Origin of the sequence: Tepidimonas sediminis (assembly GCF_007556605.1) — a bacterium.
GTDB lineage: Bacteria > Pseudomonadota > Gammaproteobacteria > Burkholderiales > Burkholderiaceae_C > Tepidimonas > Tepidimonas sediminis.
In genome coordinates, this window is sequence record NZ_VJND01000006.1 from 87,000 (window position 1) to 104,829 (window position 17,830).

Here is a 17,830-nt window from a genome sequence, read left to right on the forward strand (position 1 = left end):
GTGGGCGCGGGCGTCGTCGATGTTCACCCATCGCCGCAAGCTGCCCATCGGCATCCAGACCCTGCGCGACATCCGCGAGGGCGGCTACTACTACGTCGACAAGACACCGCTGATCGCGCGCCTGGTCGACAGCGGCAAGCACTACTTCCTCTCGCGCCCGCGCCGCTTCGGCAAGAGCCTATTGCTGGACACGATCGCCTGCGCCTTCGAGGGCCGCCGTGAGCTCTTCGACGCGCACGACGGCGCCGACGGCAGCGCCCCACGCGAGCGGCTGTTCCTGGCCGACCACTGGGACTGGGCCAGGCCGCACCCGGTGATTCGCCTGAGCTTCGCGGCCGGGCGGCTGGAAAAGCGCGAACAGCTCGAGCGCCACATCCACGCCCAGCTGGAGGCCAACGCCCGCCATCTGGGGATCGAACTGCCGCCGGCGCAGACCGACATCCCGCTGCGCTTCGATGCGCTCATCGAGCGCGCCGCCGCAGTCCACGGCCGCCAGGCCGTGGTGCTGGTCGACGAATACGACAAGCCCATCCTCGACAACCTCGAAGCGCCTGAGGTCGCCCGCGCCATGCGCGAGGGCCTGCGCAACCTCTACAGCGTCATCAAGGGCAGAGACGCCGACCTGCGCTTCGTGCTGCTCACCGGCGTGTCCAAGTTCAGCAAGGTCTCGATCTTCTCGGGCCTCAACAACCTGCGCGACATCACGCTGTCGCCCGAATACGGCACGATCTGCGGCTACACGGATGAGGACATCGACACGGTGTTTGCGGCGGAGCTCGAGGCCGCCGCAGCCGAGGGCCAGCCGCTGGACCGCGAGGAGATCCGCCGCTGGTACAACGGCTACCGCTGGGGCCCGGTGAGCGTCTACAACCCGTTCGACGTCCTGCTGCTGCTGGCCGAGCGGCAGTTCCGCGCGCACTGGTTCGAGACCGGCACGCCGACGTTTCTGGTGCACTGGCTGCGCGGCAAGGGGTTCTTCACGCCGCGGCTGGAGCGCATGCTCGCGGAAGAGGATTTGCTGTCGGCCTTCGATGTGGACGACATCGCCGTGGAGGCGATGCTGTGGCAGACCGGCTACCTGACGATCCGGCGCGTGGAGGACTGCGGCGGGCTGCTGAGCTATGAGCTGGGCGTGCCGAACCGCGAGGTGCGCGGCGCGCTCAACCGCGCGCTGCTCTACTTCGGCTGGTACCCGGCCGAGCAGCGCCAGTTGCTGCAGCCGCGCACGCTCTACCATGCGTTGCTGCAGGCCGACACCGACGCGCTGCGCGCGCACTTCGAGCGTCTCTACGCCAGCATCCCGCACGACTGGGTGCGCGCCAACCCCATCGCCCGGTACGAGGGCTACTGCGCCAGCGTGTTCTACAGCCATCTGGCCAGCCTCGGCCTGGACATCGTGCCGGAGGAAGTCTCCAACCCGGGGCAGTGCGACCTCGTCATCCGCCATGCGGGCCGCGCCTGGGTGATCGAGTTCAAGGTGGTCGACGGCGAGGAGCCCACCGGCGAGGCCATGCGGCAACTGAAGGCCCGCGACTACGCGGCCAAGCACCGCGGCGCGCCGGGCATCACGGAAGTGATCGAGCTGGGCGTGGAGTTCAGCCGCGCCAAGCGCCAGATCGTGGGGTGGGAGGTGGCGCGCGGCCGTTGAGGTGACCCCGCTGGGCGCGCCGCGTCGCTCAGCGCGCCAGCTCCGCAGGCGGCGGCCGCCGGCCCGGCACCACCCGCACCGTCAGCTCGCGTCCGTTGCGCCACAGGCGCAGGCTGGCCGGCTCGCCGGGCCGCAGCGCCGCCACCGCGCCGAGCAGCCCGGGCACGTCGTTGACGGGTGTCTCGCCCACGTGCGTGATGACATCGCCCGGTTCCACGCCGGCGCGGGCCGCCGGCCCGTCCTGCAGCACCCCCGCCACCACCACACCGCGCGCCTGCCGCGGCAGGCGGAGGTGCTCGGCCCACGCCGGCTCCAGCGGGCGCGGTTCCACCCCGATCCAGCCCCGTGTGACGTGGCCGTCGCGCACGATGGCCTCCATGACGTCGCGCGCGGTGGCGATCGGGATCGCGAAGCCGATGCCCATCGAGCCGCCGGAGCGTGAATAGATCGCGGTGTTGATGCCGACCAGCCGGCCTTCGGCGTCGACCAGCGCACCGCCCGAATTGCCCGGGTTGATCGCCGCGTCGGTCTGGATGAAGTTCTCGAAGGTGTTGAGGCCGAGCTCGCTGCGTCCCAGCGCGCTGACGATGCCGGCGGTCACCGTCTGCCCGACCCCGAACGGATTGCCGATGGCCAGCACCCGGTCGCCGACCTGCAGCGCTTCCGAATGCCCGAGCACGATCGCCGGCAGATCGGGCAGCTGCACGCGCAGCACCGCCAGGTCGGTGTCCGGGTCGGTGCCGATCACCTGCGCGGTGGCCTGCCGTCCGTCGCTGAGCTGCACGACGATCTCGTCGGCGCCCTCGATCACGTGGTTGTTGGTCAGGATGTAGCCGGCCGGGCTGACGATGACGCCCGAGCCCAGACCGCTTTGCGGCTCGCTGTCGGGCCGCTCGCCGAAGAAGTGCCGGAACCACGGCTCCTGCGCGTGCGGGTTGTCCGTCTGCGAGGTGGTGGAGATGCTGACCACGGCCGGGGCGGCGGCGCGGGCCGCCGCCGCCAGGCTGGTGGCCTCCACGACCGGACTGCGCTCGGCCTGCGCTGCCTGCAACACCGGCACCGCCTGGGTCCACGCCCGCGACCCCGTCAGCCAGTGCGGCTTGAGCGTGGCCACCACGAACCAGACCGCCAGCAACACCGTGACGGTCTGCGCGAACAGCAGCCACAGGCGCCGTGCGTTCACCGCCGCCCTCCGCGCCGGCTGCGCCCGTCACCCTGCGGGCGGGCCCCTTGACCCACGTCAAGGCGGGCGCCACCGCACCGTCGTCCAATTCCGCCGAGGGGCGGCATCGACCCGCTCGAGGAGTGCGTCATGAAAGCCATCGTCGATCTCTTCTCCACCGATTATGGCCTGATGAGCGTGGGCGTCATCGCCTTCGTGATCGGGATGGGGGTCTACTTCGTGCGCCTGTTCACCCGCAAGATGGACGAATCGGCGCGCCAGGCCTCCGGCCGCTGAGCGGCGGCCCGCCTGCGGGCGGTGCGACAATCCGCCCATGAGCGCAGGATGTTGCGAAGACGGTGCGGCCGCGGGCTGCACGCTGGCGGAGCTGGTCGGCTGCGCCGAGGCGTTGTTGGAGCCGGCGCGCTTCCAGGACTACGGTCCCAACGGACTGCAGGTGGAGGGGCGGGCACGCGTGCGGCGGCTCGTCTCCGGCGTCACGGCGAGTCTGGCGCTGATCGAGGCTGCCATCGCCGAAGGGGCCGATGCCATCATCGTGCACCACGGTCTGTTCTGGCGTGGCCAGCGTGGCACCGTCACCGGCTGGCTTAAGGTGCGGCTGCAGCGGCTGCTGGCGCACGACGTCAGCCTGCTGGCCTACCACCTGCCGCTGGACGCCCATCCGCAGCTCGGCAACAACGCCCAGCTCGCGCAGCGCCTGGGCTTCACGCCGGAAGGCGACGCCTGGGAGCGGTTCGGCGAGCAGCAGCTCGGCTTCATCGGGCGCTGCCCGCTGCCCGAGGCGGCGGCGCTGGCGGCGCATCTGCAGGCGGTGCTGGGGCGCGCGCCGGTGTGGGTGCCGGGAGATGGCCGGCCGATCCGGCGAATCGCCTGGTGCAGCGGGGGCGCGCAGGGCTGGTTCGAGGCCGCCATCGCCGCCGGTGCCGATGCCTTCCTGACCGGCGAGATCTCCGAGCCGCAGGCGCACCTGGCGCGCGAGACCGGCGTGGCGTTCTTCGCCTGCGGCCACCATGCCACGGAGCGCTACGGCGCCGCGGCGCTTGGCGAATGGCTGGCGCGGCGCTGCGGCGTGCAGCACCGCTTCATCGACATCGACAACCCGGCCTGATCGAGGACAGCCCATGGCCGACTTGCCGCCGATCGCCATCACGATGGGCGATGCCGCCGGCATCGGGCCGGAGCTGATCGCGCGCGTGTTCCAGCGCCACCCCGAGTGGTCGGCGCGCTGCGTGGTGATCGGCGATCTGGCGGCGTTGCGCCGCGGCGCCGCCGTCGTGGGCGGCGTGCCGATCGCCGAACTGGGCGGGCCGGCGGAGGCCGCCGCCGTGCCGCCGGGCGCGCTGCCGCTGTGGCCGGCGGTGTCGCTGGCGGCGCTGCCGCCGTGGGGGCGAGTGAGCGCCGCGGCCGGCCGCGCCGCGGCCGAGGCGGTGGAGCTGGCGGCCGAAGCGGCGCTGCGCGGCGAGGTCGCCGCGGTCGTGACGGCGCCGCTGGCCAAGGCCGCGCTGGCGGCGGCCGGCATCGCGTTTCCTGGCCACACCGAACTGCTGCAGGCGGTGGCGGCGCGCCACCTCGGCGTGGGCGTGGAGCGGCTGCCGGTGCGCATGATGCTGTCCAACCGCGAGCTGCGCACCGTGCTGGTCAGCATCCACGTGCCGCTGCGCCGGGCGCTGGAGCTGGTCACGCCGGCCAACCTCGACGAGACGCTGCGCATCACGCACGCGCACTTCACGCGCGTGCTGGGCTGGCCGGCGTGCCGCATCGCCGTGGCGGGTCTCAACCCGCACGCTGGCGAGGATGGGTTGTTCGGGCGCGAGGAGCTCGACGTGATCGCACCGGCGGTGGCGCGTGCGCGCGCCGCCGGCATCGACGCCCACGGCCCGCTGCCGCCGGACACGGTGTTCATGCGCGCGCGCCAGGGGGAGTTCGATGTCGTCATCGCCCAGTATCACGACCAGGGCCTGATTCCAGTCAAGTACCTGGGGCTGGCCGAGGGCGTCAACACGACGCTGGGCCTGCCTTTCGTGCGCACCAGCCCGGACCACGGCACCGCGTTCGACCTCGCCGGCAGCGGCCGCGCCGACCCGTCGAGTCTGGAGGCCGCCATCCAGGCCGCGCTGCAGGCGGTGTCGGCGCGCGCGGCCGCGCCGCCGTCCGGCTAGGGAAAACCCCTTGGCCGTTCCTTTACAATGCCATGTGGTCTGCGTGCGTAACCGGGCCGTACCCGGCCGCCGCATCCCCCTGCCATCCCCACCCGGAGAGACTTCCCCCATGAGCGAAGCCACCGTCGATCCCCAACGTCGAACTTGGCTCATCACCTCGGCCGCCGTGGGTGGCGCCGGGGCGGTGGCCGCGGCCGTGCCCTTCGTCCGTTCGTTCGCGCCATCGGAACGCGCCAAGGCCGCCGGCGCCTCGGTCGAGGTCGATGTCTCCAAGCTGCAGCCGGGCGAAAAGCTCGTCGTCGAATGGCGTGGCAAACCGGTCTGGGTGATGCGCCGCACGCCGGAGCAGCTGGCGTCGCTGGAGCAGGTGGAAGACCAGCTGGCCGACCCGAACTCCGAGCGCAAGGCGTATCCCACGCCGCCGTACGCGAAGAACCGCCATCGCTCGATCAAGCCCGAGTACCTCGTCGCGGTGGGCATCTGCACGCACCTGGGCTGCTCGCCGGTGGACAAGCTGCAGCCGGGGCCGCAGCCGTCGCTGCCGGACGACTGGAAGGGCGGCTTCCTGTGTCCGTGCCACGGCTCCACGTTCGACATGGCCGGCCGGGTGTTCAAGAACAAGCCGGCGCCCGACAACCTGGAGATCCCGCCGCACCACTACGTCTCCGACACCGTGGTGCTGATCGGCGAGGATCCGCCCAAGGCCTGATGCGCCGCCGCCACGCCCGTTCCCGCTCGAGGTAATCCACCATGGCCGAATTCAAGGAAGCCCCCGCCAACGCCTCTGCCGGCGAAAAGCTCCTGACCTGGATCGACAACCGCTTCCCGCTGTCGAAGATGTACCGGGAGCACATGTCGGAGTACTACGCGCCGAAGAATTTCAACACCTGGTATTTCTTCGGCTCCCTGGCGATGCTGGTGCTGGTGATCCAGATCGTCACCGGCATTTTCCTCGTCATGCACTACAAGCCCGACGCCTCGCTCAACGCCGCGGGCGTGCCGGTGGCGTTCGCCTCGGTCGAGTACATCATGCGCGACGTGCCGTGGGGTTGGCTGATCCGCTACATGCACTCCACCGGGGCCTCGGCCTTCTTCATCGTCGTGTATCTGCACATGTGGCGCGGGCTGATCTACGGTTCGTACCGCAAGCCGCGCGAGCTGGTGTGGATCTTCGGCGTGGCGATCTTCCTGTGCCTGATGGCCGAGGCGTTCTTCGGCTACCTGCTGCCGTGGGGCCAGATGTCGTACTGGGGTGCGCAGGTGATCGTCAACCTGTTCTCGGCCATCCCGTTCATCGGCCCGGATCTGGCGATCTGGATCCGCGGTGACTACGTGGTGTCGGATGCGACGCTGAACCGCTTCTTCAGCTTCCACGTCATCGCCATCCCGCTGGTGCTGCTGGGGCTGGTGGTGGCGCACATCATCGCGCTGCACGAGGTCGGCTCCAACAACCCCGACGGCATCGAGATCAAGGCCACCAAGGGGCCCGACGGCAAGCCGCTGGACGGCATCCCGTTCCACCCGTACTACACCATCCACGACATCCTGGGCGTGGCGGTGTTCCTGCTGGTGTTCTCGGCCATCGTGTTCTTCGCGCCGGAGGCCGGCGGCTACTTCCTCGAGTTCAACAACTTCATCCCGGCCGACCCGATGGTGACGCCGCCGCACATCGCGCCGGTGTGGTACTTCACGCCGTTCTACTCGATGCTGCGCGCCACGACGAGCGAGATGATGGTGGTGCTGGTGGCGGTGGTGCTCATCGCCGCCGTGCTCGCGGCGCTGAAGTCCGGCGCCGGGGCGCTGGGCAAGCTGGCCATCCTCGGTGGCGCCGTGGTGCTGGCGGCGCTGATGCTGACCATCGACGCCAAGTTCTGGGGTGTGGTGGTGATGGGCGGCGCGGTCATCATCCTGTTCTTCCTGCCGTGGCTGGACAGGAGTCCGGTGAAGTCGATCCGTTACCGGCCGGGCTGGAACAAGTGGCTCTACGGCCTGTTCATCGTCAACTTCCTGGTGCTGGGCTACCTCGGCGTGCTGCCGCCGTCGCCGATCGGCGAGCGGGTCTCGCAGGTCGGCACGCTGTTCTACTTCGGCTTCTTCCTGCTGATGCCGTGGTGGAGCCGCCTGGGCGAGTTCAAGCCGGTGCCGGCGCGCGTGACGTTCCAGCCCCACTGACCGGGTGCTTGCAAGGAAGAGGAGAGGGATTCCGATGAAGCGATGGATCGCAACCGGCCTGGCGGCGCTCGGGATGCTGCTGGGGGCAAGCCTCGGCGCGCATGCCGCCGGCACCAACTTCCCGATGGACAAGGCGCCGCGCCTGGGCACCGACCAGGCCGCACTGCAGCACGGCGCCAAGATCTTCGTCAACTACTGCCTGAGCTGCCACTCGGCGTCGTTCGTGCGCTACAACCGGCTCACGGAGCTCGGCCTGACCGAAAAGCAGATCAAGGAGAACCTGATGTTCACCACCGACAAGGTGGGGGACCAGATGGTGGCGGCGATCTCGCCGCAGCAGGCCAAGGCCTGGTTCGGCGCCCAGCCGCCGGATCTGTCGCTGGTGGCGCGCTCGCGTGCCGGCGCCGGCTACAGTGGCGCGGACTACCTCTACACGCTGCTGCGCGGCTACTACCGTGACCCCAACCGCCCCACCGGGTGGAACAACGTGGTCTTCCACAACATCGGCATGCCGCATCCGCTGTGGGAACTGCAGGGCGAACGCAAGCCGGTGTTCGAGAAGGTCACGAGCCACGGCCATGAAACCGAGGTGTTCCGCGGCTGGGAGGTCGTCAAGCCGGGCAAGCTGTCCGAGGCCGAGTACGACCGCCTCGTGGCTGACCTGGTCGCCTACCTCGAGTGGATGGGCGAGCCGGGCAAGAACGACCGCATCCGTCTCGGTGTGTGGGTGATGATCTTCCTTGGTCTCTTCGCCATCGTGGCCTGGCGCCTCAACGCCGCCTATTGGAAAGACGTCAAGTGATCCCCACCTGACCGGCGCGCCGCGCGCCCGGTCGCCACAGTGGGCGGGCCAGCCGGCGGGCGGCCTCCCACTGTTTTTTCGTTGACGACATCAGGAGCGAACACGCCATGATGGTCCTGTATTCGGGCACGACCTGCCCGTATTCGCACCGCTGCCGTTTCGTGCTGTTCGAGAAGGGCATGGATTTCGAGATCCGCGACGTGGATCTCTACAACAAGCCCGAGGACATCTCGGTGATGAACCCGTACGGTCAGGTGCCGATCCTGGTCGAGCGCGACCTGATCCTGTACGAGTCCAACATCATCAACGAGTACATCGACGAGCGCTTTCCCCACCCGCAGCTGATGCCGGGTGACCCGGTCGATCGCGCGCGCGTGCGGCTGTTCCTGCTCAACTTCGAGAAGGAGCTGTTTTCGCATGTCTCGGTGCTGGAGCAGCGCACGCCCAAGCCGACCGACAAGCAGCTGGAGAAGGCGCGCGCCCACATCCGCGAGCGGCTCACGCAGCTGGCCCCGGTGTTCCTGAAGAACAAGTACATGCTCGGCGACAATTTCTCGATGCTGGACGTGGCGATCGCGCCGCTGCTGTGGCGCCTCGACCACTACGGCATCGAGCTCAACCGCAACGCCGCGCCGCTGCTGAAGTACGCCGAGCGCATCTTCTCGCGCCCGGCCTACATCGAGGCGCTGACGCCGTCCGAGAAGGTCATGCGCAAGTGATGGACGCCGACCTGCCCTCGCTGCGGCCGTACCTGGTGCGCGCGGTGCACGAGTGGTGCACCGATCACGGCTTCACCCCCTACCTCGTGGTGGCGGTGGACGAGCGCGTGCAGGTGCCGCGCGAATACGTGCGCGACGGCCAGATCGTGCTCAACATCAGCTACGACGCCACGGCCAACCTGCGCATCGACAACGAGGAGGTCACCTTCAAGGCGCGCTTCGGCGGCGTGGCGCGCGACGTCGTCATCCCGATCGGGCACGTGATCGGCATCTACGCCCGCGAGAACGGCCAGGGGATGGCGTTTCCGCACCCGGACCCCATCGACGAGGACGGTGCGAGTTCGGCGCATGGCGCCTCGCGTCCCTCCCTGCAGGTCGTCAGCGACCGCGACGAGGCCAGGGAGGAGGCGCCGGACGACGAGGAGCCGCCGCCGGCCCCGCGCCGCGGCGGCCGGCCGCCGGCGCTCAAGCGCATCAAGTGACCTCTGCGGCGGCTACAATGCCGCCTCGCACGCCGCTTTAGCTCAGCTGGTAGAGCACCCGCCTTGTAAGCGGTAGGTCGTCTGTTCGAGTCAGACAAGCGGCACCAGCCCATCCCGCCGTCACCCGGGCTGCATCCGGGTCTGCGTGCATGGTGGACGGCGCGGTGCGGCTGTGCAGCGGACGGCGCGCGTCGACAGGCGCGCGGTTCACCCGCGCTTGTCGAGCTGCGGCAAAAGGGGGGAAAGTTTCCTCATCCGGACGCTGCGTTCAGCCGGACGGGCAATCGGTGGCGGAGAGAGAGGGATTCGAACCCTCGATACGGGAAAACCCGTATACCGGATTTCGAGTCCGGCGCATTCGACCACTCTGCCATCTCTCCGCAGGCGTCGAAGCCCGGCATTGTAGCAGAGGCCGGGCCAGATTCCGCCGGGTGGGTGGCGGCGGAGCGGAGCTGGCGGTGCCTCAGTTCGCCGCGGCGCGCAGCGCGGCCAGCGCCGCTTCCACCGCGGCGGCGTCGGCTGGCGTCTGCACCATGGCGTGCAGGTCGGCGCAGGCCGCCCAGCCTTGTGCCTTCAGGCGCGCCACGGCCTGACCGGCCTCGCGCGGCGAGTCGAACCCCAGGCTCTGCAGCAGCACGTGGCCGCGCGCGTCGGTGAGCTTGAAGTAGAAGCGGCCGTCGGCCTCGCGATACTGCTTGAAGGCCGGCAGGACGACCTTGGCTGGGGCGGGGGCAGGGGCGGCGGCGGCCAGCTCGCGCAACGGCCGCAGGCCCACCGCGCGGCGCAGCCGCTGCGCAAACGGCGTGGCGATCGCGCGCGCCTTGGCCGCGCCGGCCTGCAGGATGGCCTCGACGCGGCCAGGGTCGCGCATCAGGTCGTCGTAGGTGGCGCGCATCGGGGCGAGTTCGCGGTCGATGCGCTCGAACAGGCGTTCCTTGGCGTCGCTCCAGGCGATGCCGGCGGCGAAGTCGCGCGCCAGCGCGGCGCTTTCCTCGGGGGTGGCGAACGCCTGGTAGAGCTGGAAGATCGCGCTGCCGTCGGTGGGCTTGGGCTCACCGGGCGCGCGCGAGTCGGTGACGATGCCCATGATGAGCCGGCGCAGCTGCTCGCGCGGCGCAAACAGCGGGATGACGTTGTCGTAGCTCTTGCTCATCTTGCGCCCGTCCAGGCCCGGCAGCGTGGCCACCTGTTCGTCGATCTCGGCCTGCGGCAGCGTAAAGTGCTCGCCGTAGCGATGGTTGAAGCTGCTGGCCAGGTCGCGCGCCATCTCGACGTGCTGGATCTGATCCCGCCCGACCGGCACGCGGTGGGCGTTGAACATGAGGATGTCGGCGGCCATCAGCACCGGATACAGGTACAGCCCCATCGTGACGCCGTCGTCGGGGTCGCGGCCGGCGGCGATGTTGTGGTCCACCGCCGCCTTGTAGGCGTGAGCGCGGTTGAGCAGGCCCTTGCCGCAGACGCAGGCCAGCAGCCAGGTCAGCTCGGGGATTTCCGGGATGTCGGACTGGCGGTAGAAGGTGACGCGTTCGGGATCGAGCCCGCAGGCGATCCAGGTGGCCGCGATCTCCAGCGTCGAGCGCTGCACGCGCGCGGGATCGTGCGTGGAGATGAGCGCGTGGTAGTCGGCCAGGAACAGGAAACTGTCGATGCCGGGCTGGCGGCTGGCGCGCACGGTGGGCCGGATGGCGCCGACGTAGTTGCCGAGGTGCGGGGTGCCGGAGGGCTTGATGCCGGTGAGGACGCGGATCTGGGCAGCAGCGGTCATGGATAGGGGCAGCGCAGGAAACGATCGGGGATGGGCCTCAGAACAGCAGCCAGCGCAGTGGCGCCAGCACGAGCTGGATGAACGCCAGCGTCAGCTGCATCAGCGGTCGCAGCCACAGCGTGCTGACGACGCCGGTGATGACCAGTGCCATGACGATGAAGAAACCGTAGGGCTCCACGCGCGCGACGGCCAGCGCCGGCCGCAGCGGCAGCAGCCCGACCAGGATGCGGCCGCCGTCCAGCGGCGGCAGCGGAAACAGGTTGAAGGCGAACATGACGACGTTGACCAGCACGCCGGCGCGCGCCATCGCATGGAAGAACGGCTCCTCGATGGCCAGCGCCGACAGCAGGTAGCCGAGCGCCGCCCACGCCAGCCCCTGGGCCAGGTTGGCACCCGGGCCGGCCAGCGCCACCCATACCATGTCGCGCTTGGGGTGGCGCAGGCGGCTCATGTCCACCGGCACGGGCTTGGCGTAGCCGAACAGGAAGTTGCCGGCGGTGGCGAAGTACAGCAGCAGGGGCATGGCCACCGTGCCGATCGGGTCGATGTGCGGCAGCGGGTTGAGGGTGATGCGGCCGAGCCGCTCGGCGGTGGGGTCGCCGAAGTGGCGCGCGGCGTAGCCGTGCGCCGCCTCGTGCAGCGTGATGGCGAACAGCACCGGCAGCGCGTACACCGCGACGGTCTGGATCAGGTGGGCGACGTCCATCGGCGTATTGTCGCAGCGCGGCCGCATCAGCCCAGGCCGAGCCGCTGCAGCGCGCCGCGCCCCTGGCGCACCACCACCGGTTCGTCACCGCGGCCCATCGGCGTCAGGTCCACCACGGTGGTCGGCTCGGCCGGGCAGGCGCCGGCGTCCAGCACGGCGGCCAGCTCGTGCTGCAGGCGCGCGCGGATATCTTCGGGATCGTTGAGCGGCTCGGTCTGTCCGGGCAGGATCAGCGTCGTGGCCAGCAGCGGCGCGTCGTGCGCGGCCAGCAGCGCCAGCGGCACCGGGTGCTCGGGCACGCGCAGGCCGATGGTCTTGCGCGCCGGGTGGCTGACACGCCGCGGTACCTCCTTGGTCGCCTCCAGGATGAAGGTGTAGGGGCCGGGCGTGGCGGCCTTGAGCAGGCGGTATTGGCGGTTGTCGACGCGGGCGTAGACGGCCAGCTCCGACAGGTCGCGGCACAGCAGCGTCAGATGATGCCGCTCGTCGACGCCGCGGATGCGGCGCAGCCGCTCGGCGGCGGCCTTGTCGTCCAGGTGGCACGCCAGCGCGTAGCTGGAGTCGGTGGGCACGGCCAGCACGCCGCCGGCCTGCAGCATCTGCACCGCCTGGCGCAGCAGGCGTGGCTGTGGATGCGTGGGGTGGAGCTCGAAGCGCTGCGCCATGGGTCTGGGCTGGGCCGCGCGCGCGGCACCTCGTCAGTGCACGATGCGGTGGGCCAGCAGTTCCCACACCGGGGTCAGGCGCCCGTCCAGCCACGGCAGTGCGCCGAGGTCGCAGTGCGACTCCCCGGGGCTGTGAAAGTCACTGCCGCGCGAGGCCGCCAGGCCGTACTCGCGCGCCATCTCGGCGTAGCGCTGCGCCTCGGCGGCGCTGTGGCTGCCGGTGACCACCTCCACCGCCTGGCCGCCATGGCCCTTGAATTCCTCGAACAGCGCGGCCTCGTGCGTCGGGCTGGGGTGGGCATAGCGCGCCGGGTGCGCCAGCACGGCCACGCCGCCGGCCTCGCGGATCCAGCGCACCGCATCGCCCAGTGACGCCCAGCGGTGTTCGACGAAGCCGGGCTTGCCCTCGGTGAGGAAGCGGCGGAACACCTCGTGCGTGTCCTGGCATACGCCGGTCTCGACGAGGTAGCGCGCGAAGTGCGTGCGCGAGATCAGCTCCGGGTTGCCGACGTACTTGAGCGCGCCTTCGAAGGCGCCCGGGATGCCGACCGCCGCGAGCTGCTCGGCCATCTCGCGCGCGCGCCGCTCGCGGCCGCCGCGCGTGTGCGCCAGCCCCTGCCGGAGCTGGGCATCGTCGGGGTCGATGCCCAGGCCGACGACGTGCACCGTCAGGCCGGCGAACGTCACCGAGATCTCCACACCGTACAGGTACGGCAGCCCGAGCGCCTGCGCGGCCGCCCGCGCGCGGTGCTGGCCGCCGACCTCGTCGTGGTCGGTCAGCGCCCACAGCTCCACGCCGTTGGCCTTGGCGCGCGCGGCCAGCTGCTCGGGCTCCAGCGTGCCGTCCGAGACGGTGGAGTGGCAGTGCAGGTCGGCGTTCAGGATGGCCATCATCGTGGGCATTGTAGGCGCGCGGCTACACTGGCGCCGATGTCGCTGTTCAAGTCCGCCTCGCTGGTGTCGCTGTGGACGCTGGCTTCGCGCGTCACCGGGCTGGTGCGCGAGCTGCTGATCGCCGCCGCCTTCGGTGCCAGCGCGCTGACCGATGCCTTCAACGTGGCGTTCCGCATCCCCAACCTGCTGCGGCGGCTGTTCGCGGAAGGGGCGTTTTCGCAGGCCTTCGTGCCGGTGCTGGCGGCCACGCGCGCCGCCGAGGGCGAGGCGGCCACGCGCGAGCTGATCGACCGCGTGGCCACGGTGCTGGCCTGGGCGCTGCTGGTGACGTCGCTGCTGGGGGTGCTGGCCGCGCCGCTGCTGGTGTGGGCGATGGCCGCCGGGCTGCGCCAGACGCCGCAGGCGTTCGACGTCGCGGTGACGCTGACGCGCTGGATGTTTCCCTACATCGGCTTCATGTCGCTGGTGGCGCTCAGCGCCGGCATCCTCAACACGTGGAAGCGCTTCGCGGTGCCGGCGGCCACGCCGGTGCTGCTCAACGTGGCGATGATCGCCGCGGCCGCCTGGGGGGCGCCGTGGCTGGCGCGGCACGGGCTGGAGCCGATCCTGGCGCTGGCCGGCGGGGTGATGCTGGGCGGGGCGCTGCAGCTGGGCCTGCAGGTGCCGGCGCTGGCGCGCCTGGGGCTGCTGCCGCGCATCGGCTTGGCGCCGGCGGCGCTCGCGCGCGGCTGGCGCCATCCGGGCACGCGCCGCATCCTGGCGCTGATGGCCCCGGCCCTGCTCGGGGTGGGGGTGGCGCAGCTGTCGCTGCTGATCAACACGCAGATCGCCTCGCACCTGGCGCCGGGCAGCGTGTCGTGGCTGACCTACGCCGACCGGCTGATGGAGTTTCCGACCGCGCTGCTGGGGGTGGCGCTGGGCGTGGTGCTGCTGCCGCAGCTGGCCGCGGCGCAGGCCACCGGCGAGGTCGCGCGCTACAGCGAGCTGCTCGACTGGGGGCTGCGCACGGTGGTGCTGCTGGCCGTGCCCAGCGCCGTCGGCCTGCTGACGCTGGCCGAGCCGCTGGTGGCGGTGCTGTACCACTACGGCGCCTTCACCGCGCAGGACGTACGCCAGACGGCCCTGGCGCTGATGGGCTATGGCGTCGGGCTGCTGGGCCTGATCGGCGTCAAGGTGCTGGCCCCGGGCTACTACGCGCGCCAGGACATCCGCACGCCGGTGCGCATCGCCCTGGTCGTGCTGGCCGTCACGCAGGGCTTGAACGCCTTGCTGGTGCCGTGGCTGGCGCACGCCGGGCTGGCGCTGGCCATCGGGCTGGGCGCGTTGCTCAACGCCGGCTGGCTGCTCACCGGTCTGCGCCGCCGCGGCGCCTACGTGCCGCAGCCGGGCTGGGGACGCTTCGCGCTGCAGGTGGCGCTGGCCGCGGCGGTGCTGGCCGCCGCGCTGCTGTGGGCGCAGCAGGCGCTGCCGTGGCTCGAGCCGCCGGCACGCTGGGTGCGCGTCGGCTGGCTGGCGGCGGTGCTGGCTGGCGCGGCGCTGGTCTACTTCGGCACGCTGGTCGCGCTCGGTTTGCCGCTGCGGCGATTTGTGCGAAAGTAGCGCCATGACGTGGATCGCAGGGGCGCCTTCGGCGTTGGATTACTTCGCCGCGCTGGTGGCGCAGGACGAGGGCCTGCCGCTGCTGGAGGCGGTGGCGGCGGTCGCCTTGGACGAATACCCCGAGCTGGATCTGCAGGCGGTGCTGGACGACGTCGAGCGGCTGCTGCAGCGGCTGCGCCGCCGCCTGCCGGCCGACGCCGGCAGCCTGCAGCGCCTGCGCCTGCTCAACCACTACTTCTTCCGCGAGCTGGGCTTTGGCGGCAACGTCAACGACTACTACGACCCGGACAACAGCTACCTGCACCTGGTGCTGCAGCGCCGCCGCGGGCTGCCGATCACGCTGGGCGTGCTGTGGCTGGAGCTGGCGCGCGGCGTCGGCCTGCGCGCCAGCGGCATCAACTTTCCCGGCCATTTTCTCGTCAAGGCGCAGCTGGCGCAGGGACAGGTGATCGTCGATCCGTTCACCGGCCAGTCGCTCAGCCGCGAGGAGCTGGCCGAGCGGCTGGAGCCCTACAAGCGCCGCCAGGGGCTGGTGGGCGACTTCGACGTGCCGGTGGAGCTGTTCCTGCAGCCGGCCGGCGCGCGCGACATCGTGGCGCGCGTGCTGCGCAACCTCAAGGAGATCCACCGCACGGGGCAGGACTGGCCGCGGCTGCTGGCGGTGTGCGAGCGGCTGGTGCGCGTGCTGCCGGATGATTGGGAGGAGCGGCGCGACCGCGGGCTGACGTGGGCCGAGCTGGGGCAGCCGCAGCGCGCGCTGGTCGATCTCGAGACCTACCTGCGGCAGCGCCCGGATGCGGCCGACGCCGAGGCGGTGGCGCTGCGCGTGCAGGCGCTGCGCATGGCGGCGGGCTGAGCGTCCGGGCCGACCGTCGCTCAGCGCACCTGCACCGCGGGGGCGTCGCCGCGCGGCGCGATGGTGCCGATCACGTGCACCGTCTCCCCCTGTGCGCGCAGCGTCGCGGCGGTGGCGTCCGCGTGCTCGGGGGCGACGACCACCACCATGCCGATGCCGCAGTTGAAGGTGCGGTGCATCTCGTGGTCGTCGATGCCGGCGGTGCGCTGCAGCCAGCCGAACAGTTCGCTCTGCGGCCAGCTGCCCTTGACCAGGTGCGCGGCCAACCCCTCGGGCAGCACGCGCGGGATGTTTTCCAGCAGGCCACCGCCGGTGATGTGCGCCAGCGCCTTGATCGGGTGCTGCTGCAGGGCGGCCAGCACCGGCTTGACGTACAGCCGGGTCGGGGCCATGACGGCCTCGCGCAGCGGCCGGCCGTCCAGCGTCGTCGGCAGGTTGGCGCCGGCGCGCTCCAGACACTTGCGCACCAGGCTGAAGCCGTTGGAGTGCACGCCGTTGGAGGCCAGCCCCAGCACCACGTCGCCGGCGCGCACGTCGGCGCCGCTGAGGATGCGCGACTTTTCCACCACGCCGACGCAGAAGCCCGCCAGATCGTACTCGCCGGGCGGGTACATGCCGGGCATCTCGGCGGTTTCGCCGCCGATCAGCGCGCAGCCGGACGCCTCGCAGCCGCGGGCGATGCCGGCCACCACGCGCGCGGCGGTGTCCACGTCGAGCTTGCCGCAGGCGAAGTAGTCGAGGAAGAACAGCGGCTCGGCCCCCTGCACCAGCACGTCGTTGACGCTCATCGCCACCAGGTCGATGCCGACGCCGTCGTGCATGTCCCACTCGAAGGCGAGCTTGAGCTTGGTGCCGACGCCGTCGGTGCCGCTGACCAGCACCGGCTCGCGGTAGCGCCTGGGGATCTCGAACAGCGCGCCGAAGCCGCCGATGCCGGCCAGCACCCCCTCGCGCAGCGTGCGGCGGGCCAGCGGCTTGATGCGCTCCACGAGCGCGTCGCCGGCGTCGATGTCGACGCCGGCGTCCTTGTACGAAAGGGGGGTCGTGTTCATGGGGACCGGTAAAATCGCGCCCATTGTACCGGTGACCCGATGCCGCTTGCCCCGATCGTCCGACAGGCCCTGCCGTGGCTGGCCGCCGCGCTGGCCGCGTGGTGGGCGGTGGCCATGCTGGCGCCGGTGCTGTTTCCGCTGCTGCTGGCGCTGGGGCTGGCTTACGTGCTGCAGCCGCTGGTGCAGCGGCTGGCGCGGCTGGGTGTGCCGCGCGCGCTCGGCGCCGGGCTGGCCATCGCGCTGGTCACGCTGCTGCTGCTGGCGCTGGTGCTGATCATCGTGCCGGTGATCGCGCGGCAGTGGCCGCTGCTGCGCGAGCAGATCCCGGTGCTGCTGGAGCGGCTCAACGCCTGGCTGGTGCCGCAGGCGCGGCGGCTGGGGCTGGACGTCGCGGTCGACGTCGAGGGGGTGCGGCAGCTGCTGCGCAACCTGCTCAGTGGTCACGAGGAGCAGCTGCTGGCCCACGTGCTGTCGTCGCTGCGCATCGGCGGCAGCCTGCTGATCACGGTGCTGGGCAACGCGGTGCTGATGCCGGTGGTGGCGTACTACCTGCTGCTGGACTGGGCGGCGCTGGGGCAGCGCATGCAGGCGCTGATCCCGCCGGCGTGGCGGGCGGCGCTGCTGGGCTGGTGGCGCGACACCGACCAGGTGCTGGGGCAGTACCTGCGCGGCCAGCTGCTGGTCATGGCGCTGCTGGCGGTCTATTACGCGGCGGCGCTGTGGGCCGTGGGGCTGGATCTGGCGCTGCCGATCGGCGTCTTCACCGGGCTGGCGGTGTTCGTGCCGTACCTGGGCTTCGGCGTCGGGCTGGTGCTGGCGCTGCTGGCCGCGCTGCTGCAGTTCCAGGACTGGTGGGGCGTGCTGGCGGTGGCCGGGGTCTATGGTCTGGGCCAAGTGGTGGAGAGCTTCTGGCTGACGCCGCGCCTGGTGGGCGAGCGCATCGGGCTGCATCCGGTGGCGGTGATCTTCGCGCTGATGGCATTCGGGCATCTGTTCGGCTTCGTGGGCGTGCTGCTGGCGCTGCCGGCCTCGGCGGTGGCGCTGGTGGCGCTGCGCCGGCTGCAGGCGCTGTACCTGCGCAGCGCGCTGTTTGCGGCGTCGCCGTCGGCGCCGCCCCGGGAGTGA

18 protein-coding genes and 2 tRNA genes are annotated in these 17,830 nt (G+C 71.1%); 13 read left to right on the forward strand and 7 right to left on the reverse strand.

The annotated features are described in order from the left end of the window. Positions 1-19: 19 nt before the first annotated feature. Positions 20-1,648: an ATP-binding protein gene (locus tag Tsedi_RS06370; RefSeq protein WP_143894792.1), complete on the forward strand. Its 1,629-nt coding sequence runs from the start codon at positions 20-22 to the stop codon at positions 1,646-1,648. Between the two features lie 28 nt (positions 1,649-1,676). Here Tsedi_RS06370 and Tsedi_RS06375 read toward each other — a convergent pair whose 3' ends face one another. After that, entirely contained in the window at positions 1,677-2,831 is a 1,155-nt protein-coding gene (locus Tsedi_RS06375) for a S1C family serine protease (RefSeq protein WP_143894794.1), read from the reverse strand. Between the two features lie 129 nt (positions 2,832-2,960). On the opposite strand from Tsedi_RS06375, the gene Tsedi_RS06380 reads away from it, so the two are divergent. The 9 genes from Tsedi_RS06380 (at position 2,961) to Tsedi_RS06420 (ending at position 9,272) form a co-directional block, all read left to right on the forward strand. Continuing rightward, positions 2,961-3,107, forward strand: coding sequence for a DUF3149 domain-containing protein (locus tag Tsedi_RS06380; RefSeq protein ID WP_143894796.1), 147 nt, complete (start codon positions 2,961-2,963; stop codon positions 3,105-3,107). A gap of 37 nt (positions 3,108-3,144) precedes the next feature. After that, a complete protein-coding gene (locus tag Tsedi_RS06385; RefSeq protein WP_143894798.1) occupies positions 3,145-3,939 on the forward strand; it encodes a Nif3-like dinuclear metal center hexameric protein in 795 nt (264 codons plus the stop codon). Positions 3,940-3,952: 13 nt separating this feature from the next. Further along, positions 3,953-4,990, forward strand: coding sequence for a 4-hydroxythreonine-4-phosphate dehydrogenase PdxA (gene pdxA / locus Tsedi_RS06390; protein ID WP_143894801.1), 1,038 nt, complete (start codon positions 3,953-3,955; stop codon positions 4,988-4,990). Between the two features lie 109 nt (positions 4,991-5,099). Further along, the gene (gene petA / locus Tsedi_RS06395) at positions 5,100-5,699 is read left to right on the forward strand and encodes a ubiquinol-cytochrome c reductase iron-sulfur subunit (protein WP_143894803.1); all 600 of its coding nucleotides are present in this window, start codon (positions 5,100-5,102) and stop codon (positions 5,697-5,699) included. 41 nt (positions 5,700-5,740) lie between these two features. Continuing rightward, complete coding sequence (locus Tsedi_RS06400; RefSeq protein ID WP_143894805.1) at positions 5,741-7,162, forward strand: cytochrome b; 1,422 nt, start codon at positions 5,741-5,743, stop codon at positions 7,160-7,162. A 34-nt stretch (positions 7,163-7,196) separates the two neighbouring features. Continuing rightward, positions 7,197-7,964, forward strand: coding sequence for a cytochrome c1 (locus Tsedi_RS06405; protein WP_143894807.1), 768 nt, complete (start codon positions 7,197-7,199; stop codon positions 7,962-7,964). A 107-nt stretch (positions 7,965-8,071) separates the two neighbouring features. Continuing rightward, positions 8,072-8,683: a glutathione S-transferase N-terminal domain-containing protein gene (locus Tsedi_RS06410; protein ID WP_143894809.1), complete on the forward strand. Its 612-nt coding sequence runs from the start codon at positions 8,072-8,074 to the stop codon at positions 8,681-8,683. Continuing rightward, positions 8,683-9,165: a ClpXP protease specificity-enhancing factor gene (locus tag Tsedi_RS06415; protein WP_185970598.1), complete on the forward strand. Its 483-nt coding sequence runs from the start codon at positions 8,683-8,685 to the stop codon at positions 9,163-9,165. The genes Tsedi_RS06410 and Tsedi_RS06415 overlap by 1 nt, the downstream gene beginning before the upstream one ends. A 31-nt stretch (positions 9,166-9,196) precedes the next feature. Further along, positions 9,197-9,272: transfer RNA gene (locus tag Tsedi_RS06420), tRNA-Thr, on the forward strand. A gap of 181 nt (positions 9,273-9,453) precedes the next feature. Here Tsedi_RS06420 and Tsedi_RS06425 read toward each other — a convergent pair. The 5 genes from Tsedi_RS06425 to Tsedi_RS06445 form a co-directional block, all read right to left on the reverse strand. Further along, positions 9,454-9,545: transfer RNA gene (locus Tsedi_RS06425), tRNA-Ser, on the reverse strand. Positions 9,546-9,628: 83 nt separating this feature from the next. Then, complete coding sequence (locus tag Tsedi_RS06430; RefSeq protein ID WP_143894813.1) at positions 9,629-10,933, reverse strand: tryptophan--tRNA ligase; 1,305 nt, start codon at positions 10,931-10,933, stop codon at positions 9,629-9,631. A gap of 37 nt (positions 10,934-10,970) precedes the next feature. After that, positions 10,971-11,639, reverse strand: a complete 669-nt coding sequence (locus Tsedi_RS06435; RefSeq protein ID WP_143894815.1) for a site-2 protease family protein — start codon at positions 11,637-11,639, stop codon at positions 10,971-10,973. A 26-nt stretch (positions 11,640-11,665) separates the two neighbouring features. Next, entirely contained in the window at positions 11,666-12,304 is a 639-nt protein-coding gene (locus Tsedi_RS06440; RefSeq protein ID WP_143894817.1) for an L-threonylcarbamoyladenylate synthase, read from the reverse strand. A gap of 33 nt (positions 12,305-12,337) precedes the next feature. Further along, positions 12,338-13,198 carry a 3',5'-nucleoside bisphosphate phosphatase gene (locus tag Tsedi_RS06445; RefSeq protein ID WP_143894819.1) on the reverse strand — a complete coding sequence of 287 codons (861 nt, stop codon included), beginning with the start codon at positions 13,196-13,198 and terminating at the stop codon, positions 12,338-12,340. Between the two features lie 36 nt (positions 13,199-13,234). On the opposite strand from Tsedi_RS06445, the gene murJ reads away from it, so the two are divergent. Both murJ and Tsedi_RS06455 read left to right on the forward strand, forming a co-directional pair. Beyond that, positions 13,235-14,797 carry a murein biosynthesis integral membrane protein MurJ gene (gene murJ / locus Tsedi_RS06450; RefSeq protein ID WP_143894821.1) on the forward strand — a complete coding sequence of 521 codons (1,563 nt, stop codon included), beginning with the start codon at positions 13,235-13,237 and terminating at the stop codon, positions 14,795-14,797. Positions 14,798-14,801: 4 nt separating this feature from the next. Next, positions 14,802-15,653: a SirB1 family protein gene (locus Tsedi_RS06455; RefSeq protein ID WP_143894823.1), complete on the forward strand. Its 852-nt coding sequence runs from the start codon at positions 14,802-14,804 to the stop codon at positions 15,651-15,653. Positions 15,654-15,673: 20 nt separating this feature from the next. On the opposite strand, the gene purM is transcribed toward Tsedi_RS06455, so the two are convergent. Further along, positions 15,674-16,705, reverse strand: coding sequence for a phosphoribosylformylglycinamidine cyclo-ligase (gene purM, locus Tsedi_RS06460; RefSeq protein ID WP_143894825.1), 1,032 nt, complete (start codon positions 16,703-16,705; stop codon positions 15,674-15,676). Positions 16,706-16,744: 39 nt separating this feature from the next. On the opposite strand from purM, the gene Tsedi_RS06465 reads away from it, so the two are divergent. After that, positions 16,745-17,830, forward strand: coding sequence for an AI-2E family transporter (locus tag Tsedi_RS06465; RefSeq protein ID WP_143894827.1), 1,086 nt, complete (start codon positions 16,745-16,747; stop codon positions 17,828-17,830).